The 25,940-nt window shown below is 68.1% G+C and carries 20 protein-coding genes; 11 read left to right on the top strand and 9 right to left on the bottom strand.

Features of this window, described 5'->3' with window-relative positions:
• Positions 1 to 2: 2 nt before the first annotated feature.
• Positions 3 to 527, top strand: coding sequence for a hypothetical protein (locus KRR26_RS20410; protein WP_147423092.1), 525 nt, complete (start codon positions 3 to 5; stop codon positions 525 to 527).
• A 6-nt stretch (positions 528 to 533) separates the two neighbouring features.
• Here the strand turns inward: KRR26_RS20410 and KRR26_RS37845 are convergent, their stop codons facing one another.
• The 4 genes from KRR26_RS37845 to KRR26_RS20390 form a co-directional block, all read right to left on the bottom strand.
• Positions 534 to 1,109, bottom strand: coding sequence for an alpha/beta fold hydrolase (locus tag KRR26_RS37845; RefSeq protein ID WP_407931728.1), 576 nt, complete (start codon positions 1,107 to 1,109; stop codon positions 534 to 536).
• A 370-nt stretch (positions 1,110 to 1,479) separates the two neighbouring features.
• Positions 1,480 to 2,118 carry a hypothetical protein gene (locus KRR26_RS20400; RefSeq protein ID WP_147423093.1) on the bottom strand — a complete coding sequence of 213 codons (639 nt, stop codon included), beginning with the start codon at positions 2,116 to 2,118 and terminating at the stop codon, positions 1,480 to 1,482.
• Between the two features lie 129 nt (positions 2,119 to 2,247).
• Positions 2,248 to 2,718 carry a MarR family winged helix-turn-helix transcriptional regulator gene (locus KRR26_RS20395; protein ID WP_120210553.1) on the bottom strand — a complete coding sequence of 157 codons (471 nt, stop codon included), beginning with the start codon at positions 2,716 to 2,718 and terminating at the stop codon, positions 2,248 to 2,250.
• Positions 2,719 to 2,720: 2 nt separating this feature from the next.
• Positions 2,721 to 3,506 carry an alpha/beta fold hydrolase gene (locus KRR26_RS20390; protein WP_158611592.1) on the bottom strand — a complete coding sequence of 262 codons (786 nt, stop codon included), beginning with the start codon at positions 3,504 to 3,506 and terminating at the stop codon, positions 2,721 to 2,723.
• A gap of 433 nt (positions 3,507 to 3,939) precedes the next feature.
• Between KRR26_RS20390 and KRR26_RS20385 the strand changes: the two genes are divergently transcribed.
• Positions 3,940 to 4,296, top strand: coding sequence for a GatB/YqeY domain-containing protein (locus KRR26_RS20385; protein WP_120210555.1), 357 nt, complete (start codon positions 3,940 to 3,942; stop codon positions 4,294 to 4,296).
• 96 nt (positions 4,297 to 4,392) lie between these two features.
• Here the strand turns inward: KRR26_RS20385 and KRR26_RS20380 are convergent, their stop codons facing one another.
• Genes KRR26_RS20380 through KRR26_RS20370 form a run of 3 tightly spaced genes read right to left on the bottom strand, consistent with a single transcriptional unit; the run spans position 4,393 to position 13,464 of the window.
• Positions 4,393 to 5,469: a fatty acid desaturase family protein gene (locus KRR26_RS20380; RefSeq protein ID WP_236068877.1), complete on the bottom strand. Its 1,077-nt coding sequence runs from the start codon at positions 5,467 to 5,469 to the stop codon at positions 4,393 to 4,395.
• Positions 5,470 to 5,513: 44 nt separating this feature from the next.
• A complete protein-coding gene (locus KRR26_RS37470; protein WP_217080601.1) occupies positions 5,514 to 11,966 on the bottom strand; it encodes a type I polyketide synthase in 6,453 nt (2,150 codons plus the stop codon).
• A 16-nt stretch (positions 11,967 to 11,982) separates the two neighbouring features.
• Positions 11,983 to 13,464, bottom strand: coding sequence for an SDR family oxidoreductase (locus KRR26_RS20370; RefSeq protein WP_217080600.1), 1,482 nt, complete (start codon positions 13,462 to 13,464; stop codon positions 11,983 to 11,985).
• Between the two features lie 396 nt (positions 13,465 to 13,860).
• Here KRR26_RS20370 and KRR26_RS20365 point away from each other — a divergent pair, with 396 nt between their 5' ends.
• The 4 genes from KRR26_RS20365 to KRR26_RS20350 all read left to right on the top strand — a co-directional run bounded on the left by KRR26_RS20365 (position 13,861) and on the right by KRR26_RS20350 (position 17,355).
• On the top strand, positions 13,861 to 15,807 hold the full coding sequence (locus tag KRR26_RS20365) for a RecQ family ATP-dependent DNA helicase (protein ID WP_120210559.1): 1,947 nt from the start codon (positions 13,861 to 13,863) through the stop codon (positions 15,805 to 15,807).
• 107 nt (positions 15,808 to 15,914) lie between these two features.
• Positions 15,915 to 16,694 carry an N-acetylmuramoyl-L-alanine amidase gene (locus KRR26_RS20360; RefSeq protein ID WP_217080599.1) on the top strand — a complete coding sequence of 260 codons (780 nt, stop codon included), beginning with the start codon at positions 15,915 to 15,917 and terminating at the stop codon, positions 16,692 to 16,694.
• A gap of 67 nt (positions 16,695 to 16,761) precedes the next feature.
• Positions 16,762 to 17,097: a hypothetical protein gene (locus KRR26_RS20355; protein ID WP_120210561.1), complete on the top strand. Its 336-nt coding sequence runs from the start codon at positions 16,762 to 16,764 to the stop codon at positions 17,095 to 17,097.
• Positions 17,098 to 17,145: 48 nt separating this feature from the next.
• A complete protein-coding gene (locus tag KRR26_RS20350; protein ID WP_120210562.1) occupies positions 17,146 to 17,355 on the top strand; it encodes a hypothetical protein in 210 nt (69 codons plus the stop codon).
• A 91-nt stretch (positions 17,356 to 17,446) separates the two neighbouring features.
• On the opposite strand, the gene KRR26_RS20345 is transcribed toward KRR26_RS20350, so the two are convergent.
• Positions 17,447 to 18,589, bottom strand: a complete 1,143-nt coding sequence (locus tag KRR26_RS20345) for a type II asparaginase (RefSeq protein ID WP_217080598.1) — start codon at positions 18,587 to 18,589, stop codon at positions 17,447 to 17,449.
• A gap of 18 nt (positions 18,590 to 18,607) precedes the next feature.
• Complete coding sequence (locus tag KRR26_RS20340; protein WP_328707177.1) at positions 18,608 to 20,254, bottom strand: bifunctional aspartate transaminase/aspartate 4-decarboxylase; 1,647 nt, start codon at positions 20,252 to 20,254, stop codon at positions 18,608 to 18,610.
• Between the two features lie 418 nt (positions 20,255 to 20,672).
• On the opposite strand from KRR26_RS20340, the gene KRR26_RS20335 reads away from it, so the two are divergent.
• From KRR26_RS20335 to KRR26_RS20315, 5 genes are read left to right on the top strand one after another with little or no spacing between them, the layout of a single operon-like run.
• The gene (locus KRR26_RS20335; protein ID WP_120210565.1) at positions 20,673 to 21,140 is read left to right on the top strand and encodes a DUF4150 domain-containing protein; all 468 of its coding nucleotides are present in this window, start codon (positions 20,673 to 20,675) and stop codon (positions 21,138 to 21,140) included.
• Positions 21,141 to 21,172: 32 nt separating this feature from the next.
• Positions 21,173 to 23,671 carry a TIGR02270 family protein gene (locus tag KRR26_RS20330; RefSeq protein WP_120210566.1) on the top strand — a complete coding sequence of 833 codons (2,499 nt, stop codon included), beginning with the start codon at positions 21,173 to 21,175 and terminating at the stop codon, positions 23,669 to 23,671.
• A 9-nt stretch (positions 23,672 to 23,680) separates the two neighbouring features.
• Entirely contained in the window at positions 23,681 to 24,523 is an 843-nt protein-coding gene (locus KRR26_RS20325; protein WP_120210567.1) for an AHH domain-containing protein, read from the top strand.
• A 20-nt stretch (positions 24,524 to 24,543) separates the two neighbouring features.
• Complete coding sequence (locus tag KRR26_RS20320; RefSeq protein WP_120210568.1) at positions 24,544 to 25,137, top strand: imm11 family protein; 594 nt, start codon at positions 24,544 to 24,546, stop codon at positions 25,135 to 25,137.
• Entirely contained in the window at positions 25,134 to 25,916 is a 783-nt protein-coding gene (locus KRR26_RS20315) for an immunity 49 family protein (protein ID WP_120210569.1), read from the top strand. The genes KRR26_RS20320 and KRR26_RS20315 overlap by 4 nt, the downstream gene beginning before the upstream one ends.
• The last annotated feature ends 24 nt before the right edge of the window (positions 25,917 to 25,940 follow it).

Below are 25,940 nucleotides of genomic sequence, written 5' to 3'. Positions count from 1 at the left end.
GAGTGAGCCTGGCCCTGGGGCTGCTGGGGACGGCGTGTGACAGCGGGAACACGCCCATGGACATCCGCGGGCATGACGACGCGGACAATGTCGCGGAACGCTACGAACTGCGCCTGACGGGAACCCGCGCCACGAACTACGAGGCCGCCTTCGCGAGCATCCGCGAGGTCACCATCACCGCGGACGGCAAGCCCCTGACCGTGGCGCTTCAGCCCACCGCGCAGGCCATGAACCTGGCGCTCGCGGACCACTCGCCCCTGGTCGCCTACTTCTGGCTCCCGTCCGGAAGCGCGGCCGCCACGGTGGAGGTCCAGGCCCGGTTCGATGACTTCGGGGCCTACCAGGAGCAGGCCAGCGGGAGCGCCGGAGCGCTGCGCTTCATTCCGAAACCCATCCACTTCCGGGCCCCCGTCTCCGAGCTGAAGCGCCACCACCACGCGGTCATCCAGCTCAGCCTGGAGGACTCCGCCGCGCCCGCCGTGCGCGACAGCCGCCTCATGCTGCCCAACACCGTGGTGTCGTACTGAGCGAGGCTACGGCCCGCGCGACGCGGAGCCCTCCGCGAGGAAGGTGAGGGTCTCCGCGAGCAACAGGTCCCGCCCCTTGTCGGGGCGGTCCAGATGCACGAAATGTGTCGCACCTGGAAGCGTGACGGCCTTCACCTGGGCCGCGTGCGCCAGGTGCTCCTGGAGCCGGCGGACGTCCTCGGGCCGGCTCCAGAAGTCCTTCTCCGAGCGCACGATGAGGACGCGCGCGGTGATGGGGGCGGCGTCCCACAGCTGCCGACCCATGGCGAGGTAGAAGCTGTCCTCCAGCGCTCCCGAGGGCGCGCGGAACGCGGGCGGAGTCCGCGTTCCCGCCAACGGGTCGCTCGCGAGCGCCTCGCGCTGAATGGCCGCGGCCACCTCGGGCGAGCGCCACTGCGACGTGTCCTCGACGGGGATGGAGCGAGGCCGCCGTGTCCCAGCGGTAGGCCTGGAGTCCCTCGGTGTTGAACTGGCCGGGCCGGTGAGGGTCCTCGAAGTCCGTGCCGCGCCCGAGCATGGCGTGCGGCGCGCTCCCCGCGTACAGCGCGTTGAGCATGAGCAGGTGACTGACCTGCTCCGGATGGAGGCTGGCGTACATGCCCGCCCAATGGCCGCCCGTGGCCCAGCCCACCAGCGTCGGGCTCGCCGCGGGGACGCTCATCGCCTGAGGCTGGGTGGAGCCTCCGTACCCTCGGGCATCCATCACGAAGACCGCGTGTCCGGCGCGCGCGAGGTCCTGGGCCAGCCGGATGCCAGGCTCGCCCGGCACGTGGAGGTCCTCACGCACCACCGCCGCCCAGGACTTGCTCATCAGCAGCGCGCCCACCCCCTGCCCTGCGGTCACCCCTGCATCATGAGCCCCTCGCGTGGACGTGTTCCCCACGCGAGGCCCACGGCGGACTCCCAACGCCCGGCTTGCCCGTCCATTCCAAGGACGGGCAACGGGCTCGGGTCAGTTGAGCGCCTGGAGCGCAGCGGGCAGCGCCCTCATGGCATCCGCCAGCCCCACCTCGAGCTGCTCGAAGATGGGACGCCAGGGGTCCGGCTGCGGCTTGCCGCGCGGCTCCGGGGCGAGCTGAAGCCGCTGCGCCACCTGGAGGATGACCCGGAGCGCGTCAGGGCTGTGGTGTGGAACCTTGATGATGCGTCCATTGGTCGTGATGGCGTAGCCACCGCCATCCCGCGACACGCCCGGGCTCAGGTAGATGAGGACCACCATCTCCCGCTGCAGCGCCTCGGTGGCGAAGTTGGGCTCCGGCACCATCTGCCGCCGGACCTCCACCGCGAGGTCCGCCATGCGCTGCTCGACGCGAGGCCGCAGGGCCTGCTCCTCTGAATCCTTGGAGTCCTCCAGCCGGTCCAACAGCACCGCGTTCGACAGCAAATCCAACCACCGCACCGCCAGGGGGCCCGTCCAAGGCGGGATGCGCCCGAGCGTTCCGTTCGGGAGGATGATGAAGCCACCCCCATCTCCCCCCACATTTCCAATCAACAACGCCGTGCCCGACTGTGGGCCTCCGGGCTTCACCCCGTGACCGCCTCCACACCCCACGCTCAGGAGCAACAAACCCAAGCCAAGCATGCGCGACATGTATGTCAATGACACCGTGGTACCCCCTGCCGTCAGAACTGCATGGGAAGAAGCCAGGGGAGGGGCGCTTGAGGATGACCAGTCAGTTCCTGGCTCCTGGGTAGAACGGCCCTCCCGCAATCGCTTCGCTCAGTCCGATTCCCGCGACTCGGCCTCCACCTGCTCCGTCCGCTCGACCAACCCGCGCAGCGTCGCGCGACACTGCGCGAGCGCCTTCTCGCCCAGCCCCTCGCTCACCGCGCTGGCCCAGCGAGACTGGCGATCGCGCAGCCGGTCAATGGCGGCGCGGCCCGCCCGCGTCGGCGTCAGCAGCCGCGCCGACTTGTGCGCGGGGTTGTCGAGATAGGTGGCCTGCCCCTCCGAGACCAGGATGTCCGCCAGCCGCTGGACGCTCTGGCGCGCGAGCCCCATGTTGCGGCCAATCTCCGCGACGGTGCGCGGCGCCTCCAGCGTGGCCCCCAGCACCTTCCAACTCGCGGCCGTCAGCCCCGCCGGAATCGCGATGCGCTCGGCGGCGTCCATGAAGCCGCCCTCGAGCCGGAACACCAGGAGGACGATGTCGGTCAGGATGGACGCGGCTTCGCTCTTCTCGACGGGCATGCTCAGGGGGCCTCCGACTCCAGTCCAGCGAGGAACCGCCGGATGGCATCCTCGACCATCGCGGGTTGTTCGAGCTGAAGCCAGTGTCCTGTGTCGGACAACACCTGATGCGGGACGTCCGCGCGCAAGCGATAGAGGGCGTTCGCGTTGTCATTCGCGGCGCTGGCGAGGATGAAGAAGGGCCCCTGCCAGGCCTTCAGCGTGGGCTCGGGGTTCCACTCCGCCAGCGCCGCGCCCACGCCCGCGCGGCACGCGGGGGCCACGGCCGCGCAGTCCACCACCACGCGCTCGCGCACCACTGGGTCCGCGCCGGCAATCGAGCGAAAGTAGTCCTGCTGGAACGCCAGCGAGTCCGGTCCCTTCAGCGCCGCCACGAACCCATCTCGCACGGCCTGCGGCAAGGCCCGAGGGTCCGTGGGCGGATCCACCAGGAAGAGCCCCGCGACGCGCTCCGCATGATGCGCCGCGTACTCCAGGGCCACCGCGCCGCCACCACTGTGGGCCACCAACACGAAGCGCTTCAGACCCAACGCGTCCGCCACGCTGCCAAGGTCCGCGGCCCGCCCCCCATAGCCGTAGTCTCCATCCCTCGCGGGCTCGCTCTCTCCGCTGCCGCGAAAATCGAGCGCGACGGCTCGGTACTCGCGCCCGAGGCGAAGCTGCACCTCTTGCCATTGGCTCGCCCGGCCCGAGTCCGCGTGCAACAACACCACAGGCGGCGCCCCGTCTGCTCCTGCCTCCCGCACGGACAAGCGCCCCTGCGGTCCCTCCACGACCTTCGACTTCATCACGACCTCAGGAGGCCCGGGTTCGGGCTGGGTGCCAGGGTGACTCGCGCACGACGCGAGGAGCAGTCCCCACGACACACCCCAGACCCGACGACTCAGGCACATCGCCATGGCTTCACGCACGCTTCGACTCCCCAGGGTTGGACATCCACTTCGACAGCATGCTGTCGATGTATGAATCAGACAGCATCCTGTCAACTTGAAGCCGTGCGCTCCGGATAGAGCGTTCGGGCGCAGCGCATCCCTGACCGTGGGTGTCACGCGCGAGGAAAGGTCATCGCGAGGACTGGGAAGGGGCGCCGTGGCGCTCCGACACGCGCGTGAAGTCCTCGTCGAGGAATGCTGGCAGGTGAGCCGACGCGCCTGCCCCCCTCCGGAGTCCGAGGTCCCGACTTCGCTTGAGCGCCCCAGGCGGCGCCGCTACGGTGACCGCATGAGAACCGTGGAGGAGTGGAAGGCCACCTTGCGCACCTCGATCAAGACCGCCCTGCGCAATCGCGACACGCACGGCGTTGCGGTCCTGAGAGAGACGCTCGCCGCCATCGACAACGCCGAGGCGCCCGACTTGAGTCACGCCCCCGCGACCGTGCTCGGAGAGGTCGCCGGAACCTCGGGCGGACTGGGGAGCGGTGAGGTGCCCCGTCTGCTGCTGTCCCCCGAGGAAGTGCACGCCCTCGTCCAGCGAGAGATTCAAGAGCGCCGGGACGCGGCGGAGCAGCTCGCCAGCCTCGGCAAGCACGCCGAGGCCCAGGTCCTGCGCGCGAAAGTGGATGTGCTCCTGGCGCTGTGACGCTCCGCCGCGCTGACGACACGGTGGACCCGGCGCGCGAGGCGGCACCCCCGGGGAGCGCTTCCCCGGAGATGCCCGCGCCCCCCCGGAGCGCTCCTATGCCGATGAGTCCGGGGCCAACAATTGGTGGCGCAGTGACTCGGTCGTCACGGCGGGCGCGCCCTCGGGTCCCACCAACGTGCGCCCATCCACGGGGGAATAGAGCGCCGGCCGCGAGTACAGCATCCGCAGCGCCCGGAGGTGGGGATAGACCGTGGACGCCTCCGCGTTGAGCGCTCGCACGTGCTCGCGCACCAGCGGGGCGAACTTGGGGCTCATCGCCGGGAAGATGTGATGTTCCTGGTGATAGCTGAAGTTCAGGTGGAGCCAGTTCATCACCGGGTGCGTCTGCACGCTGGCGGTGTTCACGAACGGGTTGTCACTGTCCTCCGACGCGGGCTGTAGCCAGTGATTGGTGGCGATGTAGATCATCAAGGTGATGTTGGCGAAGACGAGCGGCAACACGAGCGCGTAGAGCGCGCCCCTCGGCCCCATCATCCACCCGAGGCCACCCCAGCCCAGCGCGAGCAGCACCGTCAACGACCGCTCCCGGAGCCGGCTCAACCGGACGTGTCGGAACTGCGGCTGGTCGCAGTGGTACCAGAGGAACGCTTGCCCCTGTGCGGTGAAGAACAGGCTGAAGCTGATGTAGCTGAGCCAGTTTCGCGAGCCCGGTGAGATCGCGTGGAACAGCCGTGCGAACCGTTGGGTGCGGAGGTCTGGCTGGCGCGGGAGGATGTCCGGGTCCTGCAGGTGGACGTTGGCGGCGCTGTGGTGCGCCTGGACATGCCACGCGCGCCAGTTGCCGGGCGTCACCAGGAAGGGACTGAAGCCCAACCAACCGATGAGGTCTTCGAGACGCCGGCTGCGGAACACCGCGTGATGCAGGGCCTCGTGCGCGGCCAGCCCCACCGTGGTCACCAACTGCCCCACCACGAAGGAGAGGAGGAAGCAGGCCCAACCAGGCAGCCCTCCCCACGCAATCCACCCCATCAGCACCATGCTGAGTGGCACCAGCGACAACGCGATGACGCCTCGGAGCGGTTGAGGCTTGAACGCCTCCGCGGGCAGGAGGCGCCGCAGCTCCGAGCGAAGCAACTTCGGGTCGTCCACGGGAACGGGAACGGTCGACATTGAAAGCGCGGTCGAATTCATGGGTCACCGATGAAGAACGACGTTCAGGCCATGGGCCGCGCCAGGCCACCTTCGAGCAACATCCGCAGGCGTCCCGCGTCATCGATGGCCGCGACAGTGCCGCAGCGAAGAACGTCCCCCTCCAGTCGAGGCGTGAGCGCTTTGAGTGAGAGGTGCGGAGGCCCCCCGCGCTGGCCCGTCACCAGCCCTCGGTCGAACGTGGCACGCTGGAAATGCGTGGGCGCGAAGACCGCGTCCGACACCCCCTCGACATGCATCGCGCTCAGCCGCAGCGCCGCGTCCATGACGAGCGCGGGAACCGCGTCCCCGGCTTGCCCCGGTGTCGAGGGGAGGCCCAGCTTCGCGAAGCGCGCCGACCGGTCGAGCGTGATGTCCGTCAGGCAATCGAACATCTTCCGCAGCTCGATGGGGCCACCGGTGGCGCAATGCGGGTCGTGCGCCGGGATGCCAGCGCCCGAGGGCTTCGCGAGGTCGAGCCACGGCTCACCCCGAGGCGCATCGGCGGTCAGCGTGAAGCGGGCCTCGGCGTAGACGAGGTCTCGCTCCAGCACCACGCCGGTCGCGTGGACGATGTCCCCCGTGAGCTTCACCTGGACGACGAGCCGCGCCTTCGAGTCCTCCAGCGTCGTGCACTCCGCGCGCAAGGCCTGCTGGCCTCCGGGCTTCACTCGGATGAAGCGTGAGAAGCGGACGTCCTCGATGGTGACGGTGCGCAGCTCGGGCCGTTGGTCGCCGAGTGCTTCGCGCAGCATCAAGTCCAGCGCCCATGTCCCAGGCAGCGTGGGAGTGCCCCGAACCAGATGATCCGCCAGGCACGGGACCCGATTCGCATCGACCACGACGTCTCGCCGCACGGGCCCCATCACCGCGCTTCGCGGAGCTTCGGGTGGGAGCAGCTCCAACGCGTAGAAGGCACGCTCGCTGTCGGTGAGTTGCACGTTGATGGGCTCGCTCGGTTGTCCTTCGACGAGTTGGAGGAACAGCGCCTCTCCCTCTTCGGCGCGGATGCCTCGGAGCTGACGGCTGGCTCCCAGCACGCGGTACTCCGAGCCACGCGTCATCCCGATTCCATCCCAGGCGAGCCACCCCACGCTGCACCAGCGCACCTGCTGGCTGGCATCGCTGACCCAGGCGCACAGCCGGTCCAGCGCCTCGTTCGCCGCGCCGTAGTCCGCCTGTCCATCGTTGCCGAAGAAGCTGAAGGCAGACGTCAGGACATGGAATGACACCGGCTTCGAGAACCGGCTCTCGCAAGCGTCCCGGAGGTTCCTCAACCCGAGCAGCTTGGTCCCCAGGTTCGTCCGTAGCTCGGAGAGCCGACGCCGGTTCAACTTCTTGGAGGTCTGCGTTCCGGCCCCATGCACCACGAGGTCCAGGCGCCCCTCCTCTCGCGCAATCTCATCCATGACCCGCGCCACGTCGCTCGGATTCGTCACGTCTGCGACGCGGTAGACGGTCCGCCCCGGGAGTCTCGCCAGTCCTTCGAGCGTCGCTCTCAACTCACGCACAGCCAGGTAGCGCTCGAAGCGCGCGCGCAGCTCCGGCATCTTCGCCGCGCGGTTGGCGGCCAACTCCGCGGCGTAGAACTCCCGCTCCACCGTGGGCAGTGCGTCGTCCGCGGCGCGCAAGACTTGCTCGGGAGCATCCGAGGGATCGCTGCGCCCCAGGAGCACCACCTTGCATCCGTAGCGTTTGAGCAGCGCCGCGGCATGGACCGCGGTCACGCCTCGACCACCTCCGGTCAGCAGGACCACGGAGTTCGCATCGAGCAGGGCGGCCCCCTTCGCCGGACGCACCGTCGGACGCAGGCGACGAACGCACCGCTGGGGTCCGTCGAAGCAGACCTCGACGGAGTGCTCCCCCTCTTCCTCCGAGCCCAGCTCGGTGATGGCCTGGGTGAGGGCCTCCTGGAGCGTTCCCGGCGACGTCGCGATGGCGCGGACGTTTCGAGCAGGGACTTCGCGCGCGATGGACTTGAGCATTCCGGCGAAGAGGCCCGTGACGGGGTGAAGGACCCGTCGCGGCCCCACTCCGCCCACGCACACGCTCACCAGTTCGACCTCTCCCGCGCGGAGGCGCTCGTAGGTCCGCCGCGCGACGAGGAAGAGCAACTCCAGCACCTCATGGCGCAAGGCCGTCTCAGTGACGACCTCCACCTCGCGGACCTCGGGCTCCAGTCGGCAGACCGCGAGGATGACCTGCGGCTCGAAGGCGAGCGCCTCGAGGCCCGCCTCGACTGCGTCTTCTCGTGACAGGTCGAGACCTCGAACCCGCCCAACGCCGCCGGCGCCCCCCGCATGAAGGATGAAGTAGTCAGGCCCACACAGCGACTCCGCATGGTTCGCCAGCGCGCGGGCCATGGCCTCGTCTCGCGCGAGGAAGAGCACCCGGCGCCCCTTCAACCGCGGAGTGCCCGGAGCCCGCACCGAGCGCTCGACGAGCACCGGCGCGTGATAGCCGATGGGCGCCGAGTGGTCGAAACCCTCGGACACCTCGGCCGCGACAGGCTCCGCTTGCGGGCTCGGCGAGGAGGCCCGCGCGGGTGTCATGGGTTGGAGCTGAACCTCCAGCCGCGCGCCCGTCGCCGCCTCCGGATGGAAGCGCAGGGTGGTGGCGTGTCCCGCTCCCGCTGCACGCGCGGCGCGCAGCAGCGCCAACGCCTCACCCGCGGAGTGCGCGGGCAGCTCCGTGTGCGGAGCCGGCGAGGTCGAGCCCTCGGAGGACGCGCGCAGCCGACAGAGCGGTGTCAGTCCTCGCCGCGTGGCAATCGCCTCCGTCGTGACCGCGAGCAACACCGTGCCCTCGGCGGGCGTGGCCGCGATCTCACGCGCTCCCGGTCGGAGCACGTGGGTGCTGCCCACCAGCACCAGCTCGAAGCCGCTCTCCAAGATGCCCCGTGAGGCGCGGAGCGCCGCCGCCAGCGACGCACCGGCCGCGTCGATGACGAAGTTGGGCCCCTTGACGTCGAGCGCTCCCGCCACCCGCCCTGGCGTGACGTTGGGCATCATCCCTTGAAGCGTATAGGGCCCCGACGGCCGCAAGGAGTTCAGCACGGCGTCGTGGAAGCGCTCCGCGAGCGGCCTCAGCGCAGGCCCCTCCGGCGTGCGCCCCGCGAGCGCGAGCAGACCGCGACGCGTGGATGAGGCCAGGACGCGTTGAATGGCCTCCACGCCTCGCCGGGTCTTCCCTTCCAGCCCGAGCACGATGGCGGTCCCCGACTTGAGCGCGTCGAAGCCAGCGAGCTTCTGGACGAGTGCGCTCGCGACCGAGAGCGCCATGCCCTGCGTCAAGTCCATGTCCTCCGAGATGTCTGGCAACAGCCGCACCGTGGACGGCAACTGGAAGGCCCGCGTGTCGAAGCGCGTGCCCGTGTCCGCCGGCACTCCCGCGACGGGGGCCCCCTTCGCATCCGGGAACAGTCCTTCCGCTGCGACCACCACCAGATTGAGCCCCTCGGTGGTCCGAGGCTCGACCCGGCGCGACGCCGCACCTTCTCGATACTCTTCCAGCACCAGGTGCGCGTTGGTGCCGCCGAAGCCAAAGCCATTGGTCGCGGCACGGCGCGGATGCACGCCGTTCTCCGGCCAGGGCTGCTCCTGCGTGGACACCTCGAAGTCCGAGCCGAGCGCGCGCAGCTCGGCGCCCGCGTGGTCGAAGTTCGACTGCTTCGGGAAGCACTGATGCTCCAGCGCCTTGCACAGCTTGATGACGGACGCGGCGCCCGCGGCCCAGCCCACATGGCCAATCAGCGCCTTGACGCTGGCCAGTTGGACGCCCTTGCCCTGGCCTCCGAAGATGCGCGCCATCGACTTCAGCTCCGTGGCATCCCCCGCGGGCGTGGCCGTCCCGTGCGCCTCGATGTACTGGATGGTGGACGGGTCCACCTGAGCCGCCGCGTAGCAAGCCTTCATCGCGGCCACCTGTCCCTCCGAGCGAGGGACGTTCGCGGAGCTGCTGCGCCCATCGCTGGAGAGCCCCGCGCCACGGATGACGGCGTGGATCCGCAGCCCGAACGCGAGCGCATCCGACACCCGCATCAACCCCACCACGCCCGCGCCCTCTCCGAAGATGACCCCGTCCGCGCGCGCATCGAAGGGACGACTCCCCGTGGCGGACAGGCCATTGAACTGAGAGAACAGACAGCTGTTGCCAGGACCCGGAGAGAAGACGCCTCCTGCCAGGACGAGCCGCGCGTCGCCGGCTTGGAGCGCCTTCATCCCCAGCGCGATGGCATAGAGGGACGAAGCGCATGCGGCGTCGAGCAGCACCGTGGAGACCCCCGAGCCCACCACCTCCGTCACCACCGCCTGGAGCGTCGGATGCGGCGCCAACGCGGAGGAGTGAGACGTGACTCCGAGCACCGAGCGCGCCGCGCGAGCCACGACGTCCACCTCCGCGGAATGGACCCCCTGGGCACGCAGCAGGGCCTCGCCGGCCTCGAGGCTGAGCGCGGCGTCGTAGTCCGCGGAGCCTTCCGCCGTGGATCCCAGCAAGCACTGGATGCGCCCTGCGCTCCATGCCGTGACGTCACCCAGACCGCGCATCGCTTGGGACAGCGCGATGGCCAGCAGCTTCTGCTCCCGCACGTAGCCCTGGAACCGCGAGGGCGCCATGCCGGCAGGAGCCACGAGGTCCGCATCCCGCACCGCGCCCGTGAGGAGCGTATAGGTGCGGTCCGGCGTGCCCGCAGGTCCCACGAAGTCCGTCACCAGCGACGGTTCATTCACGCCGGGATCCACGATGCCGCTGATGCCGCGCCGGATGTTCTGCCAATACGCCTCCGGGTCCTTCGCTCCACCCGGGAGCATGCAACCCAGGGCCACCACCGCGATCTCCGAATCAGCGCTGCCTTCGGGCCCACGCGAGGGGCGCATGGGGGCAGCGGATTCATGACGCGGCGCCTGCGCGGGCATGGGCTCCGGCAGCGCGCTGACGAGGGTGCTCGTCTCGACCTGGGAGTCCAACGGAAGAATGCGTCGGACGATGCGCGCCAGCCGACCGTCCGTCCCACAGTCCACGAAGCGCGTGCAGCCCGCGCGCGCCAGGGTCTCCACCGCGCCGAGGAAGTCGAACGGACGCACGAGGTGAGAGGCGAGCGCGGAGGCCAGCTCCCCCGGCGCACCGGCATACGCGCGTCGCTCGATGGGCGAGTACACGAGCCCCTGGGGAGACTTCATCGTCACGTGAGCCAGCGAGGCGCGGAACACCTCCGCCGCGGACGCGAGCCCCGAGTGGTGGAAGGGATAGCGACTGGTGACGAACGTGAACCCCTGCCCCCGCCGCGCCAGATGGCCTTGGAGCCGCTCCAACTCCACGCGAGCGCCAGAGACCACCGTCTGCCGAGCATGATTCAAGCCCGCGAGCTCCAACCGTCGCGCGCCACTGTCCGCGATGGCACGCTCGGTCTCCTCTCTCCCCAGGGCCACGGCGGCGAGCGTGCCCAGGTCGTCCGCCACGGACTGAAGCGCCCGGATGCGCAGGCACACCACCTCCGCGCCCCCACGCAGGTCCAACGCGCCTGCCGCCGTCAGCGCGGCGATCTCTCCGAAGCTGTGTCCCACGAACACGTCCGGCGTCGCGCCGCGCTGGCACAGCCACCGAGCCCCGAGGACACCCGACAGGAAGATGCCGAGCTGATCCAACAAGGGCGCGCGCTCCAACGCCGCTTGAACCGCCGTGGCATCCACGGCCGCGAGCAACGGCGCCGCATCGAGCCCGTGAAGGCGCGCCACGTCCACGACCGAGGCCAGCTCGTCGCGCAGCTCGGGCTGGAGCGCCTTGAGTCGCACGAAGAGCGCGGGGTCGAAGGAGCCCTGTCCCGCGAAGAGGAAGACCGAGGAGCCCGGCGCCAGTCGAGGCTCGGGCAACATGACGGGGAGCGCGGGGCCCGTGGGGGCCACGGGCGACGCTTCCTCCACGATGCGCGCGCTCCCCAGCGGCGTGGGGCCCGCCAGCAGCTCGCGCGCGAGCGCCCGGAGCGAGTCCGGGAAGAGGCCATGGGTCGAGGCGCCGCCTCGCAGCACCCGGTCACGGAAGCTGTCCTCTGACTCCGGCTCGAACATCGCGCGCAGCGACTCGAAGCACGGGCGGAAGGAGGCGGGGAAGGCGCGCAGGTGACCCGTTCCCCGGTCCGCGCACAGGACGGTCTGGTAGCCGCAAGCCACCGGCGTCCCATCCTTCTTCAGCGTCCGGAAGCAGAAGCGCACGGAGACTTCGCCCAGCTCCTCGAACGTGGTCAGCACCACGAGCGAGTCGCCCAGGTTCGCGGGAGCGAGGTTGCGCGAGTACCCCTCATAGGTCAGCAGGAGCACCTGATCGAAGTCGCGCCGGAACTCGGGGACCTCGAAGAAGTGGGGGCTGAAGAGCAGGTGCTCTCGGCCCGCGCACTGGAACTTGAAGTTGGTGAGGAAGTGATGGCTCCCGTAGGCCATCGTGTCATCGAAGTGGATGTCGTACGGGACGGCGAAGTAGCCCATGGTGGTCCGTCCCCTGTCAGGCATCGAGCGTGGGCTGCACGCGCCGGCCATGTCCGTTGGAAGTCTCGCGGTCCGTGCTCGGCAACAATCCATCGACGGTGCCGGAGAGCCCGGCGTCCACGACCCAGATGGCGCCATTCACGCGCTGCGTCTTCGCGCCCAGCAACAGCTCCGTCACGTCGGCCACGTCATCCGCGCTGCAGAGCACTCCGCCGGGCGTGGCGGCTTCCCACCGCGCCACCCGGTCCGCCGCAGCTGGGAACATCTCCAGCAGTTCGCCGTGAACGGGCCCCGCGGACACGCAGTTGGTGCGGATGCCCTCGGGCGCCAGCTCCGCCGCCAGATACCGCGTGAGCGATTCGACTCCCGCCTTCACCACGCCCTGGCAGCCCAGGTCATGCATGTACCGCTGCGACATGGACGTGGACATCGTGACGATGGAGCCGCCACCGCGACGCGCCATCAAGGGCCGCGCGCGCATCGCGCACTCGTAGGTGCCCGTGATGCAGGTGCGGAAGGCCTTGTCCCAATCGCGCGGAGTGATTCGATCGAACGGGCCAATGAGACCGTTGGACGCATTGCACACCAGGAAGTCGAGCCCACCGAACCGCTCCGCGATGGCGGAGAAAATCCGCTCCAGGTGCTCCTCCTGCGCCACCGAGCCCCACAGGTGGATCGCCTGTCCGCCCGCGGCGAGGATCTCCTGCGTGGTGCGCTCCCCTTCTTCTCGCGAGTGGAACGAGTTGACGATGACCGTGGCGCCCGCGCTGGCGAGCCGCGTGGCGATGACCTTGCCAATGCCCTTGCCGGATCCCGTGACGAGGGCGACCTTCCCCTCGAAGGGAGCGCGCGTGCGAGGCGCCTTCGCGGCAGGAGCCACACGCGGAGCAGCCGGTGCCTCGGCGGGAGGCGCAGCCGGTGCAGGCTTCCCTTGCACCCGCGCCGCCTCGCAGATGGCGGCAATCGTCCTCAATCGCTGGGACGGCTTCGGCGCCTGGGACAGCCCCAGCTCCTTGACGAGCACCGCCAGGACCTCCGCCTGCTTCACGGAGTCGATCCCCAGCTCGTCCTCCAGGTCCGCCTCCATCGTGAGCAGCGCCTCGGGATAGCGCGTCACGCGAGCGAACACCGCCCGCACGCGCTGCTCCAACTCCGCCACGATCGCGACCGGAGGCGTGGGAGCCTTCTCCTCGGCGCGCACGGGGACGGGAGCGATGACTCGGGACGGCCGCGCATCCCCGAGCAGAACGTGAACCTGCTCCGCCATGGCCCCCAACGTCCGGGCCTTTCCACCTCGCGGCAGCGACTCCGCGGGGATGGCGAACTCTCGGCAGACGACAGCGACAATCTCGGCGAGCTTCACCGAGTCGATCCCCAGCTCATCCTCGAGTTGGGCCTCCGCGGTGAGGATATCGAGGGGATAGCGGGTGACAGACGCGGCACAGCGGCGAACGCGCTCCAGGACTTCGCCGCCCGACAGAAATGAAATCGCGGACATTCTGAGCCTTCTCGATGAACAACGGCACGGGGTTGAACGAACCGCGCACGTTGTGCACTGGGGGACTGACATTTGTGCGAACCCACCCGCGCAACCCGTCTTGTTCCAAGGTCTTGAGCCGCGCGCCCGCGGTCCGCACCCACGCAGCCACCGTGCGAGGAAGCCGGTGGCGCACCCACACACCAGAGGCCGCGTGCCACCTCCGCGCGCGACGTGACGCGAGGCGGTGACGCAAGACGCATCGCAGCGCCGCCGCGGTCCGAAGGGATGGGCTCCACCTCGAACACGCCGCTTGCATCAAGAACGGGGCTTGACGGTGGAGTGCGCCTCCGGAAAGAGAGGCGGCACCTCATCGACTCGGTGGGAGAACGCCGCCCCGTCGGCGAAGGATGGACGATGCGAGACGACACGCTGAGCGTGGTGCTGCGCGAGCGATTCGGGCTGGACGACTTCCGCCCCGGCCAACGCGAAGTGCTCTCGCGGCTGTTGCCACCGCAGGGGTCCGCGCTCGCGGTGTTCCCCACCGGCGGAGGCAAGTCACTCTGCTACCAGCTCCCCTCGCAAGTCCTCGAGGGACTCACCGTGGTGGTGTCTCCGCTCATCGCGCTGATGAAGGACCAGCTCGATGCCCTGGAGCGCCGAGGCATCCGCGCCGCGCGCCTCGACTCCTCTCTGTCCTTGGAGGACTCGCGGGAGGTGACGGACGCGCTGCGCACGGGCGCGCTCAAGCTCCTCTATGTGGCCCCCGAGCGCTTCAACAACGAGCGCTTCGTGGAGCTGCTGCACGGGCTGCGCATCTCCCTGTTCGCCGTGGACGAAGCCCACTGCGTCTCCGAGTGGGGCCACAACTTCCGTCCGGACTATCTGAAGCTGGCGCAGGCCGCCCGTGCACTGAAGGTCGAGCGCACCCTGGCGCTCACCGCCACGGCCACGCCCTCCGTCGTCCGCGACATCTGCCAGGGCTTCGGCATCCCGGAGCAGAACGCGATCGTCACTGGCTTCTACCGGGACAACCTCACGCTGGAGACCACCCCCACCTCCGCCGAGCAGCGAGACGCGCTGCTGGTGGAGCGACTGCGGGCTCGCGCGCCCGGGCCCACCATCATCTACGTGACGCTTCAGCAGACGGCCGAGCGCGTGGCGGCCATGCTCCGCGCGAAGGGCTTCCCCGCGAGCGCCTATCACGCGGGCATGGAGCCCGAGGCGCGCGCGCAGGTGCAAGAAGCCTGGACGGCCTCGGCCTCCGGCATCGTCGTGGCGACCATCGCGTTCGGCATGGGCATCGACAAGGCGGATGTTCGCTTCGTGTACCACTACAATCTGCCCAAGGGCCTGGAGAGCTACAGCCAGGAAGTGGGCCGCGCGGGACGAGACGGCCAGCCGTCCATCGTGGAGCTGCTCGCGTGCCCGGACGACGTGCCCACCTTGGAGAACTTCGCGCTGGGAGACACACCGCTCCCGGTCGCGCTCCGAGGACTCGTCACCGAGCTGCTCGGCGCGGGCCCCGAGCCGCACGTGGACCTGTTCGCCCTGGGCCAGCGCCACGACCTGCGCCCCTTGGTGCTGCGCACGGCCCTGACCTACTTGGAGCTGGCGGGCGTGCTGCGACAAGGCACGCCGTACTATGCGGGCTACAAGGTGCGGCCCCTCGTGTCGCTGGAGGAGCTGTCCGGGCGCTTCCAAGGGGAGCGCGCGCGCTTCGTGCGCGACCTGTTCGCCCACGCGAAGAAGGGGCGCACCTGGTTTACCTTCGACATGCAAGCCGTCTCCCAGGCGCTGGGCCAGCCACGCGAGCGCGTGATGAAGGCCCTCGACTACTTCCAGGAGCAGGGGCTCGCGGAGACGCAGGTCTCCGAGCCGCGCCAGCGCTACACGCGCCTGCGTCCCCACGAAGACGCCGAGGCGCTCGTCACGCTGCTTCAGGGCCGCTTCGAGCAGCGCGAAGCCCAGGAGCTCTCACGCGTCCGAGCGGTGCTGCGCCTGGTCACGCATGCGGGCTGTCAGACCAACGCGCTCGTGGCCCACTTCGGCGAGCAGCGCGCCCGCCCTTGCGGACACTGCACCTTCTGTCGCACGGGCGTGGCCCAGTCCCTTCCCGCACCACGGGCTCGCCCCGAGCCTCGTCAGCAGCTCGACACCTCCACGTTCCGCGCGCTCGTCGCGCGACACCCCGAGGCCCTGGGACACCCGCGACAGGCCGCGCGCTTCTTGTGCGGGTTGAGCAGCCCCGCGCTGACGCGCGCGAAGTTGGGAGGCCACGCGCTCTTTGGCGCACTGGAGGAGTGGCCCTTCGCGCAAGTGCTGGCCTGTTGCGAAGCGCTCGCACGCGAAGCATCGGCCTGACGCGTCACGAGGCTGCCTCCGCAACGTCTTCGCAGAATTCGGCACAACTTGGTCGCGCCCGGGCCGATAAATCGTTCATCTCCCCACGCCGTCCCGGATCTCTCCCCATGGTCGGACCCTTCTCGCGAATCCTTCGCAACACCGTGCTGCGCCCGCTCGGGCTCACGTCATCACCCAAGCCCACGGCGAAGGCAGCGCCCTCGCCTACGCCCGGGCCGACGCCGAAGCCCACGGACACGTTCGAGCCGTCGAAGAAGCCTCAACCCACGCCGTCTCCGAGCCCAGGCCCCGCTCCGACGCCGCCCCAACCCCCGGCGCCGCTGACGCCGCCGTCGACGGATCCCACCAACCCCACGCCGCCGATGGTCGTGCGGCCCTCGAAGAACTTCAATGACCGGCCCGCGGGCCAGGACATCGACTCCATCGTGTTGCACCACACGGCGGATGGCTCTGACACGAGCAGCCTGGAGACGCTCACGGGCAAGTCCAGCACGCCCTGGGGCAAGGCGAAGGTCTGGTACAAGGAGCAGCGCGGCGGTCCCGTCAGCGCCCACTATGTGATTGGCAAGGACGGCACCATCTACCAGCTCGTCGGCGACCAGAAGCGCGCATGGCACGCGGGAGAGGGCTCGCTGCCGGGCAAGCCGGGGGACGTGAACAACCGCTCGATTGGCATTGAGATCGTCAACGAGGGTGATGGCAAGGACGCCTACACCGAGGCCCAGTACAAGGCATTGGAGAAGCTCGTCCCCTATCTGGCCAAGCGCTACGACGTCCCCGTGGACAACGTCGTGGGCCACAAGGACATCACGAGTAAGAAGCACGACCCCTCGCCCAACTTCGACTTCGACCGCATCACCCGCGCCACCGAGGAGAAGGTGGGGTAGCACCACGCCGAGGCTCGGTGGCCTGAGCGCCGCGAGGGCGTTACGCTCCCGCGGGCTGGAGGTCCGCATGAGCCACGGACGTCGAACACGGGGACCCGTCGACCGGGTCTCCGGCATCTCCCGAGCGGAGGGCGCGGACGGCGTCCTCCGTGTGCGGGCCACCGAGCGCGTGGACAGCGCCGCACCCGTGACGCAGCGCAACGGAGTTCGCCGCTCGTTCGCCGAGGTGATGGAGCGACAGGCCCGAGGGCTGCACGGCACCGAGCCACTGCCCTCGCCCGCACGCGGGCCACCTTTGCCCGCGCCCATCCGAGGCCGCGAGGACGAAGTCCTGATGCGTGTCGAGCCGAGTCCCGCGTCCTGGGTCCGCTGGGTGTGGTGGAAGCTGAAAGGCCGCAGCTAGCACCGGAGGTGAGTTAGGCTTCACACCCCCCCAAACCGGAGGTAGGCAATGCGATTGTTGGCTCTCGTGAGTCTGGTCGGTCTGGTGAGCGCCTGTGGCGCGGGCAGCGAGGAGCAGCCGAACAAGGACGTCTCTGCGCAGGGCGCTCCCGACTCGTGGTGCCGCAGCTACACCACCCAGCAGTTCTGTCCGAAGAACATCTGCGCCTGGTACAGCACCCCGGCGCCGGGCTATTGCAGTCTGCCGGCGACGGAGTGACCCCGCGTCCGACAGCTTGAGGTCATGAAGTCCGCCTGCCTCGGAAACCCGTTTCGAGGCAGGCGGTTTTCTTTGGCGAACCCCGGCGCGCTCAATAACTGTCGAACGCGGCCTGGACCTTGTGCGGGTCTGTCGTCTGGGTGAGCGCGAGCTGGAGCAGCACGCGGGCCTTGGGCGGGTTGAACTCCCCCGAGGCGACGAAGCCCATCGAGTCGTCGTTGATTTCGTTGTTGCGCAGCACCAGCCCCGTGGGAACCCGGCTGCTGCGCACGACGACAATCCCTTTCTTCGCCAGCTTCGCCAGCGTATCGATGGCCTGTTGGGTCATGTTCCCGTCGCCCACGCCCGCGATGACGAGCCCCTTGGCGCCATTCTTCACCGCCGCCTCGATGAGGTCCGGGCTCATGTTCGCGTGCGCGTAGAGGATGTCCACGCGGGGCAGCTTCTCCAGCCCGGCCACGCTGAACTCCGACTGCGTGGTGTGCCTCTTGTCCATGCGCTCGAACCAGTTGATGTCGCCCGTGTGCACCACGCCCACCGCGCCCCGGTTCGGACTCTGGAACGTCTCCACGTTGGTGGTGTTCATCTTCGTGACGTTCCGCGCCGCGTGGATTTCATCGTTGATGGCCACCAGCACGCCGCGCCCCTTCGCGTTCGGATCCGCGGCCACCGCCACCGCGTTGTAGATGTTGCCGGGCCCGTCCGCGCTGATGGCCGTGGCCGGACGCATCGACCCGACCAGCACCACGGGCTTGTCGCTCTTGACCACCAGGTCGAGGAAGTAGGCGGTCTCCTCCATGGTGTCCGTGCCGTGCGTCACCACCACGCCGTCCACGTCGGGCGAGGCGAGCAGCGCGTTGACTCGCGCGGCCAGCTTCAACCAGACGGCGTCATTCATGTCCTGACTGCCGATGTTGACGACCTGCTCGCCACTCAGTGACGCGAGCTTGTCCACGTTGGGCACGCTCTTGATGAGGTCCTCCACCTTGAAGGCCCCGGACTTGTAACCGTATTGCTGCGCGTTGCCCTGGGAGCCCGCGATGGTGCCTCCCGTGGCGACGATGCGCACCTTGGCCAGTGGCTTCTCGGGCTTTGCATCCTTCGGGTTCGGGGCCGCGGCTGCCGCGGGCGCCTTCTCCTGCGAGGATGTTTGCCCTTGCGCCACCGCGAGCGCGGGAACCGCGAGCCCCCAGATGACGAGCCAGCTCCTCAAGACCGTGCCAAGACGTCCCATGGTCGAGCCTCCCGGACCTCAGTGAATCGTGCGCGAAGGAGCCCCCCCGGACTCCTTCCATTCCTTGATGGCCAGCAGCACGACCTCCTTGAGGTCCTTTCCGATGCGCGGGTAGGCGTCATCATCCAGGTTCGCCAGGGAGACGCGCGCTGACCAGGGCGGGCCATCGAAGCCACTGCCGTTGAGCAGCACCGTGCCATAGCGCCGCGCCAGGGTGAACACGATGTCCAACGGGTCGTGGTGCGCTTCCACGAAGTCGACAAAGTCCTCCCCGATGTGCTCCCGGCACCAGGCCTCCAGGTCGAGCGTCTGGTAATAGGCCGTGCGCAGCGGGTCGTCTCGCAAGGGGATGCCCATGCCCTGGAAGAGCGCCTGCAAGCGGTCTCGGCAGATGCGCTGGCAGCGCTTCTTGTAGGACTCGTCCTTGTCCAAGAGCGTGAAGAGGGAGAACAGCGCCATCTGGAGCTGCTGCGGCAGGGACAGGCCCGCGGTGTGGTTGAGCGCCACCGCGCGGCTGTCCGCCACCATCCGGTCGATGAACTTCAAGCTCGCGGGCTCCAGCGCGATGGAGCCATAGCGCGCGGTCAATCGCGCCCGCTCGGGCTGGGGCAGCTTCGCGATGGCGGCGTCGATGACGTTGTCCTCGTGCAGCGCCACCACGCCCAGCCGCCAGCCCGTACAGCCGTAGTGCTTGGAGTAGGAATAGACGAGGAGCGTGTTGTGCGGCAGGTCCGCCGCGAGCGAGCGGAAGCCATTGACGAACGTGCCGTACACGTCATCCGTGAGGATGATGAGGTCGGGGCGCTTGGTGCGCACGAGCCGCACGAGCTGATCGATGGACTTCTGCCGCATGGCCACCGCGCCGGGATTGGACGGATTGACCACGAAGAAAGCCTTCACGCGAGGGTCCTCGAGCTTGCGCAGCTCCGAGTCCGGGTACTGCCAGGTGTGCTCGCCGTGAGCGGTGGTCTCGCTCTGGAAGACATCGACGGTGCGGAAGGCGAACTCGTCGAGGCGCGGAATCTCCAGGTAGGGCGTGAAGATGGGCGCGCCCAGCGCGATGGTGTCTCCCTTTCGGAGGACGCCGTTGGCCACGAGCGACGAGAAGATGTACGTCATCGCGGCGGTGCCGCCCTCGGTGGCGAAGAGGTCGAAGCGGCCCGGCGGTGGCGAGCCGTCGCACATCTCTTGAGCGAGGTATTGCTGCACGATGCGCTCGGTGTGGACGAGCATCCGGTCCGGCACGGGGTAGTTGTCACCGATGGCCGCGTCGGTGAGTTCCCAGATGAACGCGTCGGGGTCGAACTTGAGGGTGGAGGTGGCGTAGTCGAGCGCGTCGCGCAGCAGGCGCACGGCCGCGTTGTCCTCGCGGCCGGCGAGGAACTGGCGAAAGCGTTGAGCAATCTGGGGAGACTTCGGCATGCCGCCGAGTCCGACGTCGGGTTCATTCCAGACGCGTCGGCTCTCGGTGAGGGCGAACTCGCCCATCAGGAAGAACGCCTCGCGAGGCGTGAGGGCCACCCAGTTGGGATTGCCACGCCCGGCGTTCATCATCACGGCGGCGCGCGTGCGGACGGACTCGTCCGCGAGTTGGATGAGCTCGTCCTTCAGCTCGAAGGGGCTGAGCTTGTGATACTCGCTCTCGGGAATCGACTCCTCGCTCACGGTGCCTTCCTCTCGTCGCTGGGGCCCACGGGTGGCCCGCTCACGGGCCAACGGTGGGCAGTGCCCCAGGGCGATGCCAGGACAGAAGCACCCAAGCCCAGCGAAGCGCCGGCCCCCTCGGTCCCCCCAAGTCACCGAGACTTCACGCGGGCCCGAACGACGGGCCGGTTCCTCGCCCACCCCACCCTGCGGGGCAGGTGGGCAAGCGCATCCAGCGCCATGGCCAACCCCCTGGCTGGGAGTATCGCCATCTCAAGGGATGTCACTCGCCCTGAAACCCAGACAATCAATGCCTCATCGGTGGCTTGAAGTCACCGGCGACACCACCCCTGGGATGATCCGCTGCAGGGCGCAGACCTCGGTAGCGGAACAAGGTCGGATTTGCCCCCTTCGAAGGCCAACGGCTACACTTGGTCTCATGGCGAACACGGTCGGTGTCAACAAGATGTCCGTGGTGACCAAGGACTCGAACGGGGTGACGGTCGCATTCCCAGATGTTTGCAAGACACCGACCCCCGGTGGCCCCGTGCCCATCCCTTATCCCAATGTCGCCAAGTCGTCCGACACCGACAAGGGCACCAAGAACGTCAGCGTGGAGGGCAATCCCGTCTGCGTGAAGGACTCGAACTTCAGCACCAGCACCGGTGATGAGGCTGGCTCCGCTGGTGGCGTCGCCTCAGGAAAGACCAAAGGCAAGGCCGAGTTCGCGAACTTCTCGTTCGACGTCAAGTTCGAGGGCAAGAACGTCGCTCGCGCGATGGACCTCATGCTCCACAACGACAAGAACACGCCGCCCGCGCCCTTGATTCAACCGCCGGTCGTCGCGATCGGCAAGAGCGCGGGCAAGCCCAAGTGCGTGGCGTGCAGCAATGACTTTGATGACTGAGTGCGGCGCGCACCGCGGCAGCTGAATGCACCATGAGACCCGCATCCTCCAAAGCACAACAGGAGCTTCTGGAGGATCACCTCAACGAGGCCTCCTTCCTGTGGACCGTCTGGGAGCGTGGGCTGGACTCCCCGGACTACACCCTGACGGAGTTGGCCGAGGGTCCCGAGGCGCGCATGCTGGCGCACGTCGACGCTCTGGTGCTGGGTGGCCCCCGCGCTCACCAGAAACTGCTGCTTCCAGGACTCGCGGCGGAGGACTCGGAGGTCGTCACCGCGGCAGCACTGGCCTTGCTCTCATCCGGAGACGAGAAGGCGGAGACCGCGGTCCTCGAAGCGCTCGCGCAAGCCGAGAGTGCAACTCTCCCTTCACTCCGACGCGCCCTGGAGCTGTGTGCCTCGCCGCGCGTCTTGAAATCCCTCTCACCCATGCTCGCCGCGCCGGAAGCCGGCGTGCAAGCCGCCGCATTAGAGGTCATGGCTGCCTGGGGCGAGGAGCCCGGACTCCCTCTTGAGCCACTGCTCTCGCACGCATCCCTCGAGGTGGTCGCGGCAGCATTGAAGGTCGCTCGCGTTACCCAGGCACGAGTCTCCGAGCGTTCGGTTTTCAAGGCGCTGGAGTCACCGAGCCCCACCGTCCGTGCCGAAGCACTCCAGACCGCACTGGCCATGGGCCTGAGCTCGGCCTGGCCCTTGTGCAGAAAACTGGCCGAGGGTCCCGCTCCAGACGGGAGAGCCCTGCTCCTGCTCGGACTCGGGGGCAGCGGCGCCGATATGGAGTGGCTGCTGGAAGCGGCAACATCGGCCAGCAACCGCGACGAGGTCATCTGGGCCCTGGGATTCAGCGGGCGCGTCGAGGCGGCGGAGCACTGCTTGCAGTTGCTCGACGACGCAGCCTTGGGACGGCTCGCAGCGGAAGCGTTCGGTGCCATCACTGGCCTGCGTCTCACGGGCCGCTACGCGCGCACACCGCCGGAGTCCTCCGATCCCGAAGAGGAGGACGACTCTGGCGATGCGGAGGAACCCACTTCCGCAGACAAACTCCCGCTCGCCGCGTCTGACGCGGTCCGCACCTGGTGGCAGGAGCACCGAGGCCGCTTCGAGCGCGGGGCACGTTACCTGCTGGGCGCTCCCTTGAGCGGGAAGTGGCTGCTGGAATGTCTCGAGCACGTGCCCATGCGGCGGCGCCACGTCTTGCTTCAGGAGTTGGAGCTGCGCAGCCGCGGTCAGCTTCTCCTCTCGTCACGAAGCTTCACTTCGAGACAGCGGACCCAGCTGCAGACAAGCCAGGACGTCCTGGGACGGGTGAGTCCCAATCAGCCCTTCCAGCAACTGGTCGCCACCGCGCGACCTCAGCGGGTGATGCCCCTGGCGCAACGGGGTTCGGACCGCCGACGACCGAGCACACGCCCACCCTCGGGGCGGCTGGCCATCACGGGGCTGGGCATGGTCTCCGCGCTTGGCGACGATGTCATCGCCAGCTGCGCTGCCAGCCGTGCGGGCCTGTCCCGCATCAGTGAGCTCAAGGATGTGCAGGTATGGGACCCAGAGAGCCGACACCTCGAACCCGCGCGAGGTATTGGCATCCCCTGGCTCACCGAGGGGTTCTCGGGTCATGCCCGCCTCGCGGTGCTGGCCACCGAGGCATTGTTGGACTTGCTTTCGCGGACCGACCGGGAGCTCCTCGGGCCACGATGCGCGTTCCATCTCTGCGCTCCGAATGGCTACTACCTTCAACAGCTGGCTGAGCGAGAAGCGGTCCCGCCCGCGAACCACGAGGAACGCCTCGCCAGCTACCAACAGCGACTGATCCCCGCCGTTCTCCGGAGCGCGAGGCTCCACGCCACTCCGAAGGTGCAACCTCTCGCCTTGGGCGAGACGGGCTTCATGCTCGCGCTGCAAGACGCGCATCGGCAACTCGAGGCAGGCACGATCGACTCCTGCATCATCGGAGGCGTTGACAGCCTCATGGAGCCCGGGCTCGTCGACGCGCTCGACCAACTGCGCCTGCTGAAATCACCTGGGAATCCCGTAGGACTCCTTCCTGGGGAAGCCTCAGCCTTCATTCTCGTGGAGCGCGGGGACACAGCGGTCAGGCGCGGAGCCCGGATTCTGGCGACGATGGATGCGCCCCACGTTGACGCGGAGCCAGTCCATCGGCTGTCGCGCAACCCTGCACTGGGCGGAGCACTCGTGCGCTGCATCCGGCGGACCCTGGCCTCGCTCGGCGAGCCACGGGACCAGGCGCTCCGGGTCATCGCGGCCTTGAATGGGGACAGCTATCGCGCGACCGACTGGGGCCATGCACTCGTCACGCTGCGCGCGCATGGATACCTCGGGGATTCACCCACGTGGTACCCCGCCTCCTCTTTCGGAGAAACAGGCGCGGCCTCTGGCCCACTCGGAATCTGCATGGCGGTGCGCGGATTCGAGCGAGGCTACCTCCCAGAATCAAGCGCCCTCCTCTGGGTCTGCGGCGATGAAGGTGGCCGCGGCTCACTGCTCATCCACTCTCCCGTCCCCGTAGCCTGAGGCACGACCATGACATCCAAACGGCACTGGACCGAGCTTCCCGACAAGGACAAACATCCCGAGAGCGACGCTTCCACGGGGTGTCTCTATAAACACGTGACGGGGCACGCGAAGAGCCCGACGTACCCGGCCTGCGCCTACAAATACAACAGCGTGGAGGAGTCCAAGAGCGTCCGCAGCAAGCGCTCCCTCTATGAACTGGACCCCACGGAGGGCCTCAAGGGTTCCTGGCGCACCGGCGCCAAGGAGCGGCTGACCGCAGCGCAGCGGTTGATGGGCAAGACCTTTGTCATGAAGACCGCCCGCGGCCCGACACCCGCGAGCGGGACGAAGGACTCCCACAAGCCCGTCAATCCCATGGACGACAAGGATGCCTGGAAGTTTGGCAAAGGGCAGAACTACGAGAACGAACTTCGGCCCTTCAAGCACGAACACCATCACATCCTGCCGGAAGAAACCGTCTTCGAGGTTCTTGAGAAACCCGAAGAGCGGGAGATTCTCCAGACGCAGGTCAAATACAACATCAACTCACGCCTCAACATGATCATCCTGCCTTGCACCTGGGACGTAGCTCACGTGCTAGGGCTCCCCAGGCACGCGGGGCGTCATGGAAAGGAGACGGCCTACGCCGTCCGCTGCGTCACAGAACTCAACAAGTTCCGGGCAAAGTTCAATCAAATCAAGGATGAGGACTGCCCGGACACCAAAGGTAAAATCTCCGGCGACACCAAGCGACAGCTTGAACGGATGCAACAGGAACTGTACTGGCTGCTGGTGAAGTGGGGGCGGGCTGAAGCTCAAGCGAGCCGGAAGGCCCACATCAACAAGCTGCCTGCGACCCTGACATTGTAAACCCTCACACTCGAACGACAGTGACCAGCTACTTCATACTCAGCGCCGACTCCGCGAAACCCGAGTACTGCCAGGTCTGGAAGTACCCGAGCGCATTGTCCAACTTCTACAAGCCCACTGTGGGCAAGCCCTTGGGCACGGAGTATCCGCAAGGTCTCAGCCTCCAGATGGCTCCCGAGGTCCCGGGAAGCAAGATCCCGGACGCCATTCCCAACACCCTCGGCTATCTGTTGGTGTCCGCGCGAATGAAGGAACTGCTGGCCTCGCATGCAACCGAGCCCATCGAGTTCCTGCGCTTCTCGCTGCTCACCCACAAGGGACGTCCCGCCAGTGACGACTGCTACATCGCCAATGTCGTTGGCACGCGCCCCTGGGGGGACATGGACCGGAGCATGGGCGCGAGAGTCACCAGTCCGAGCGGAGAACCCCAGTTCGACCGCCTGCGGCGCCTCTACTTGAAGGATGCGGAGCTGGACTCGAAGGTCAATCTCTTCCGGCTCTCCATGATGCCTCGAGTCATCCTGGTGCGAGAGGACCTCAAGGCCCTGATGGAAGCGCAAGGGATGCAGGGAACGGTCTTCTACCCCCTGGGCACGAAGGTCGACATCCAATGAGACTCGATCCCCTGGAACTGGCGCAGGAGAACTACGGCTACCAGCTTCAGCGGGCCCTTCAGTTGGTGGAGGAAGGCGACGGCATCGACCAGGACTTCGCCACCATCACCTTCTCCTACCGCATCCTGGGAATCTGTGCCCTGTTGCAGGACCTGAACGGGGAGCAGTTCGCCACCCTCTTGTGCAAGTCAGGACTGGCCCGGCTGAATCTCCTGAGGCGGGCCGCCGCGGAGGTCCCGGCTCCCGGGCCCTTGCTGGCCATCAGCAAGGATACGGGCTTTGTCGCCGCGCTGGCGGCGGGAGACCTCGACACCGCGCACCTCATCGCCTCGCATTCACCCAAGACGTTCGCGCAAGGCGTTGAGTACGAGGAGGACTTCCTCTTCTTCCACTTCCAGCAACGACTGCTGAGTACTCCCGGGGACAAGACCGCACTCCAGGACATCCTCGACCGCTGGACCCGCTTGGTGAAGGGCGAGCCCACTGCCTATCTCGCTGTCTGCGAAGCCCTGCTCGACATGAACGAAGATGCGTTCTGCGCGGGTCTCGACGCGGTGCTTGAAACAAGAAAGGCAAACATCCAGCAGTATCGGAAGCAGCTCGACTTCGACCAGGAGATCGACGCGACAGAGGGGAAGGTCTATCTCAATGGACTCGCCCTCGTGCGACTCGCGCAGTCCCGCAAGCTCGCCGCGCCCGAGCGGTTGGACTTGATTCCGAGGCTGGCCCGAGAGGCATCCTGCCGGCCGATGCAAGAGGATGCCTGGCTTCGCCCATAGACTCATCAAGAACGAAGTGGATAC

It is taken from the genome of Citreicoccus inhibens (assembly GCF_019039035.1).
Lineage (GTDB): Bacteria > Myxococcota > Myxococcia > Myxococcales > Myxococcaceae > Citreicoccus > Citreicoccus inhibens.
Note: the sequence above shows the minus strand (reverse complement) of the source record. Positions and strands in the feature narration are given on the sequence as shown.

What these genes read in the sequence shown, in the direction of transcription:
- KRR26_RS20400 (WP_147423093.1), bottom strand. Translation starts at nt 2,118, where the DNA reads ATGTCGCGCATGCTTGGCTTGGGTTTGTTGCTCCTGAGCGTGGGGTGT.
- KRR26_RS20395 (WP_120210553.1), bottom strand. Translation starts at nt 2,718, where the DNA reads ATGCCCGTCGAGAAGAGCGAAGCCGCGTCCATCCTGACCGACATCGTC.
- KRR26_RS20390 (WP_158611592.1), bottom strand. Translation starts at nt 3,506, where the DNA reads ATGAAGTCGAAGGTCGTGGAGGGACCGCAGGGGCGCTTGTCCGTGCGG.
- KRR26_RS20385 (WP_120210555.1), top strand. Translation starts at nt 3,940, where the DNA reads ATGAGAACCGTGGAGGAGTGGAAGGCCACCTTGCGCACCTCGATCAAG.
- KRR26_RS20380 (WP_236068877.1), bottom strand. Translation starts at nt 5,469, where the DNA reads ATGTCGACCGTTCCCGTTCCCGTGGACGACCCGAAGTTGCTTCGCTCG.
- KRR26_RS37470 (WP_217080601.1), bottom strand. Translation starts at nt 11,966, where the DNA reads ATGGGCTACTTCGCCGTCCCGTACGACATCCACTTCGATGACACGATG.
- KRR26_RS20370 (WP_217080600.1), bottom strand. Translation starts at nt 13,464, where the DNA reads ATGTCCGCGATTTCATTTCTGTCGGGCGGCGAAGTCCTGGAGCGCGTT.
- KRR26_RS20365 (WP_120210559.1), top strand. Translation starts at nt 13,861, where the DNA reads ATGCGAGACGACACGCTGAGCGTGGTGCTGCGCGAGCGATTCGGGCTG.
- KRR26_RS20360 (WP_217080599.1), top strand. Translation starts at nt 15,915, where the DNA reads ATGGTCGGACCCTTCTCGCGAATCCTTCGCAACACCGTGCTGCGCCCG.
- KRR26_RS20355 (WP_120210561.1), top strand. Translation starts at nt 16,762, where the DNA reads ATGAGCCACGGACGTCGAACACGGGGACCCGTCGACCGGGTCTCCGGC.
- KRR26_RS20350 (WP_120210562.1), top strand. Translation starts at nt 17,146, where the DNA reads ATGCGATTGTTGGCTCTCGTGAGTCTGGTCGGTCTGGTGAGCGCCTGT.
- KRR26_RS20345 (WP_217080598.1), bottom strand. Translation starts at nt 18,589, where the DNA reads ATGGGACGTCTTGGCACGGTCTTGAGGAGCTGGCTCGTCATCTGGGGG.
- KRR26_RS20335 (WP_120210565.1), top strand. Translation starts at nt 20,673, where the DNA reads ATGGCGAACACGGTCGGTGTCAACAAGATGTCCGTGGTGACCAAGGAC.
- KRR26_RS20330 (WP_120210566.1), top strand. Translation starts at nt 21,173, where the DNA reads ATGAGACCCGCATCCTCCAAAGCACAACAGGAGCTTCTGGAGGATCAC.
- KRR26_RS20325 (WP_120210567.1), top strand. Translation starts at nt 23,681, where the DNA reads ATGACATCCAAACGGCACTGGACCGAGCTTCCCGACAAGGACAAACAT.
- KRR26_RS20315 (WP_120210569.1), top strand. Translation starts at nt 25,134, where the DNA reads ATGAGACTCGATCCCCTGGAACTGGCGCAGGAGAACTACGGCTACCAG.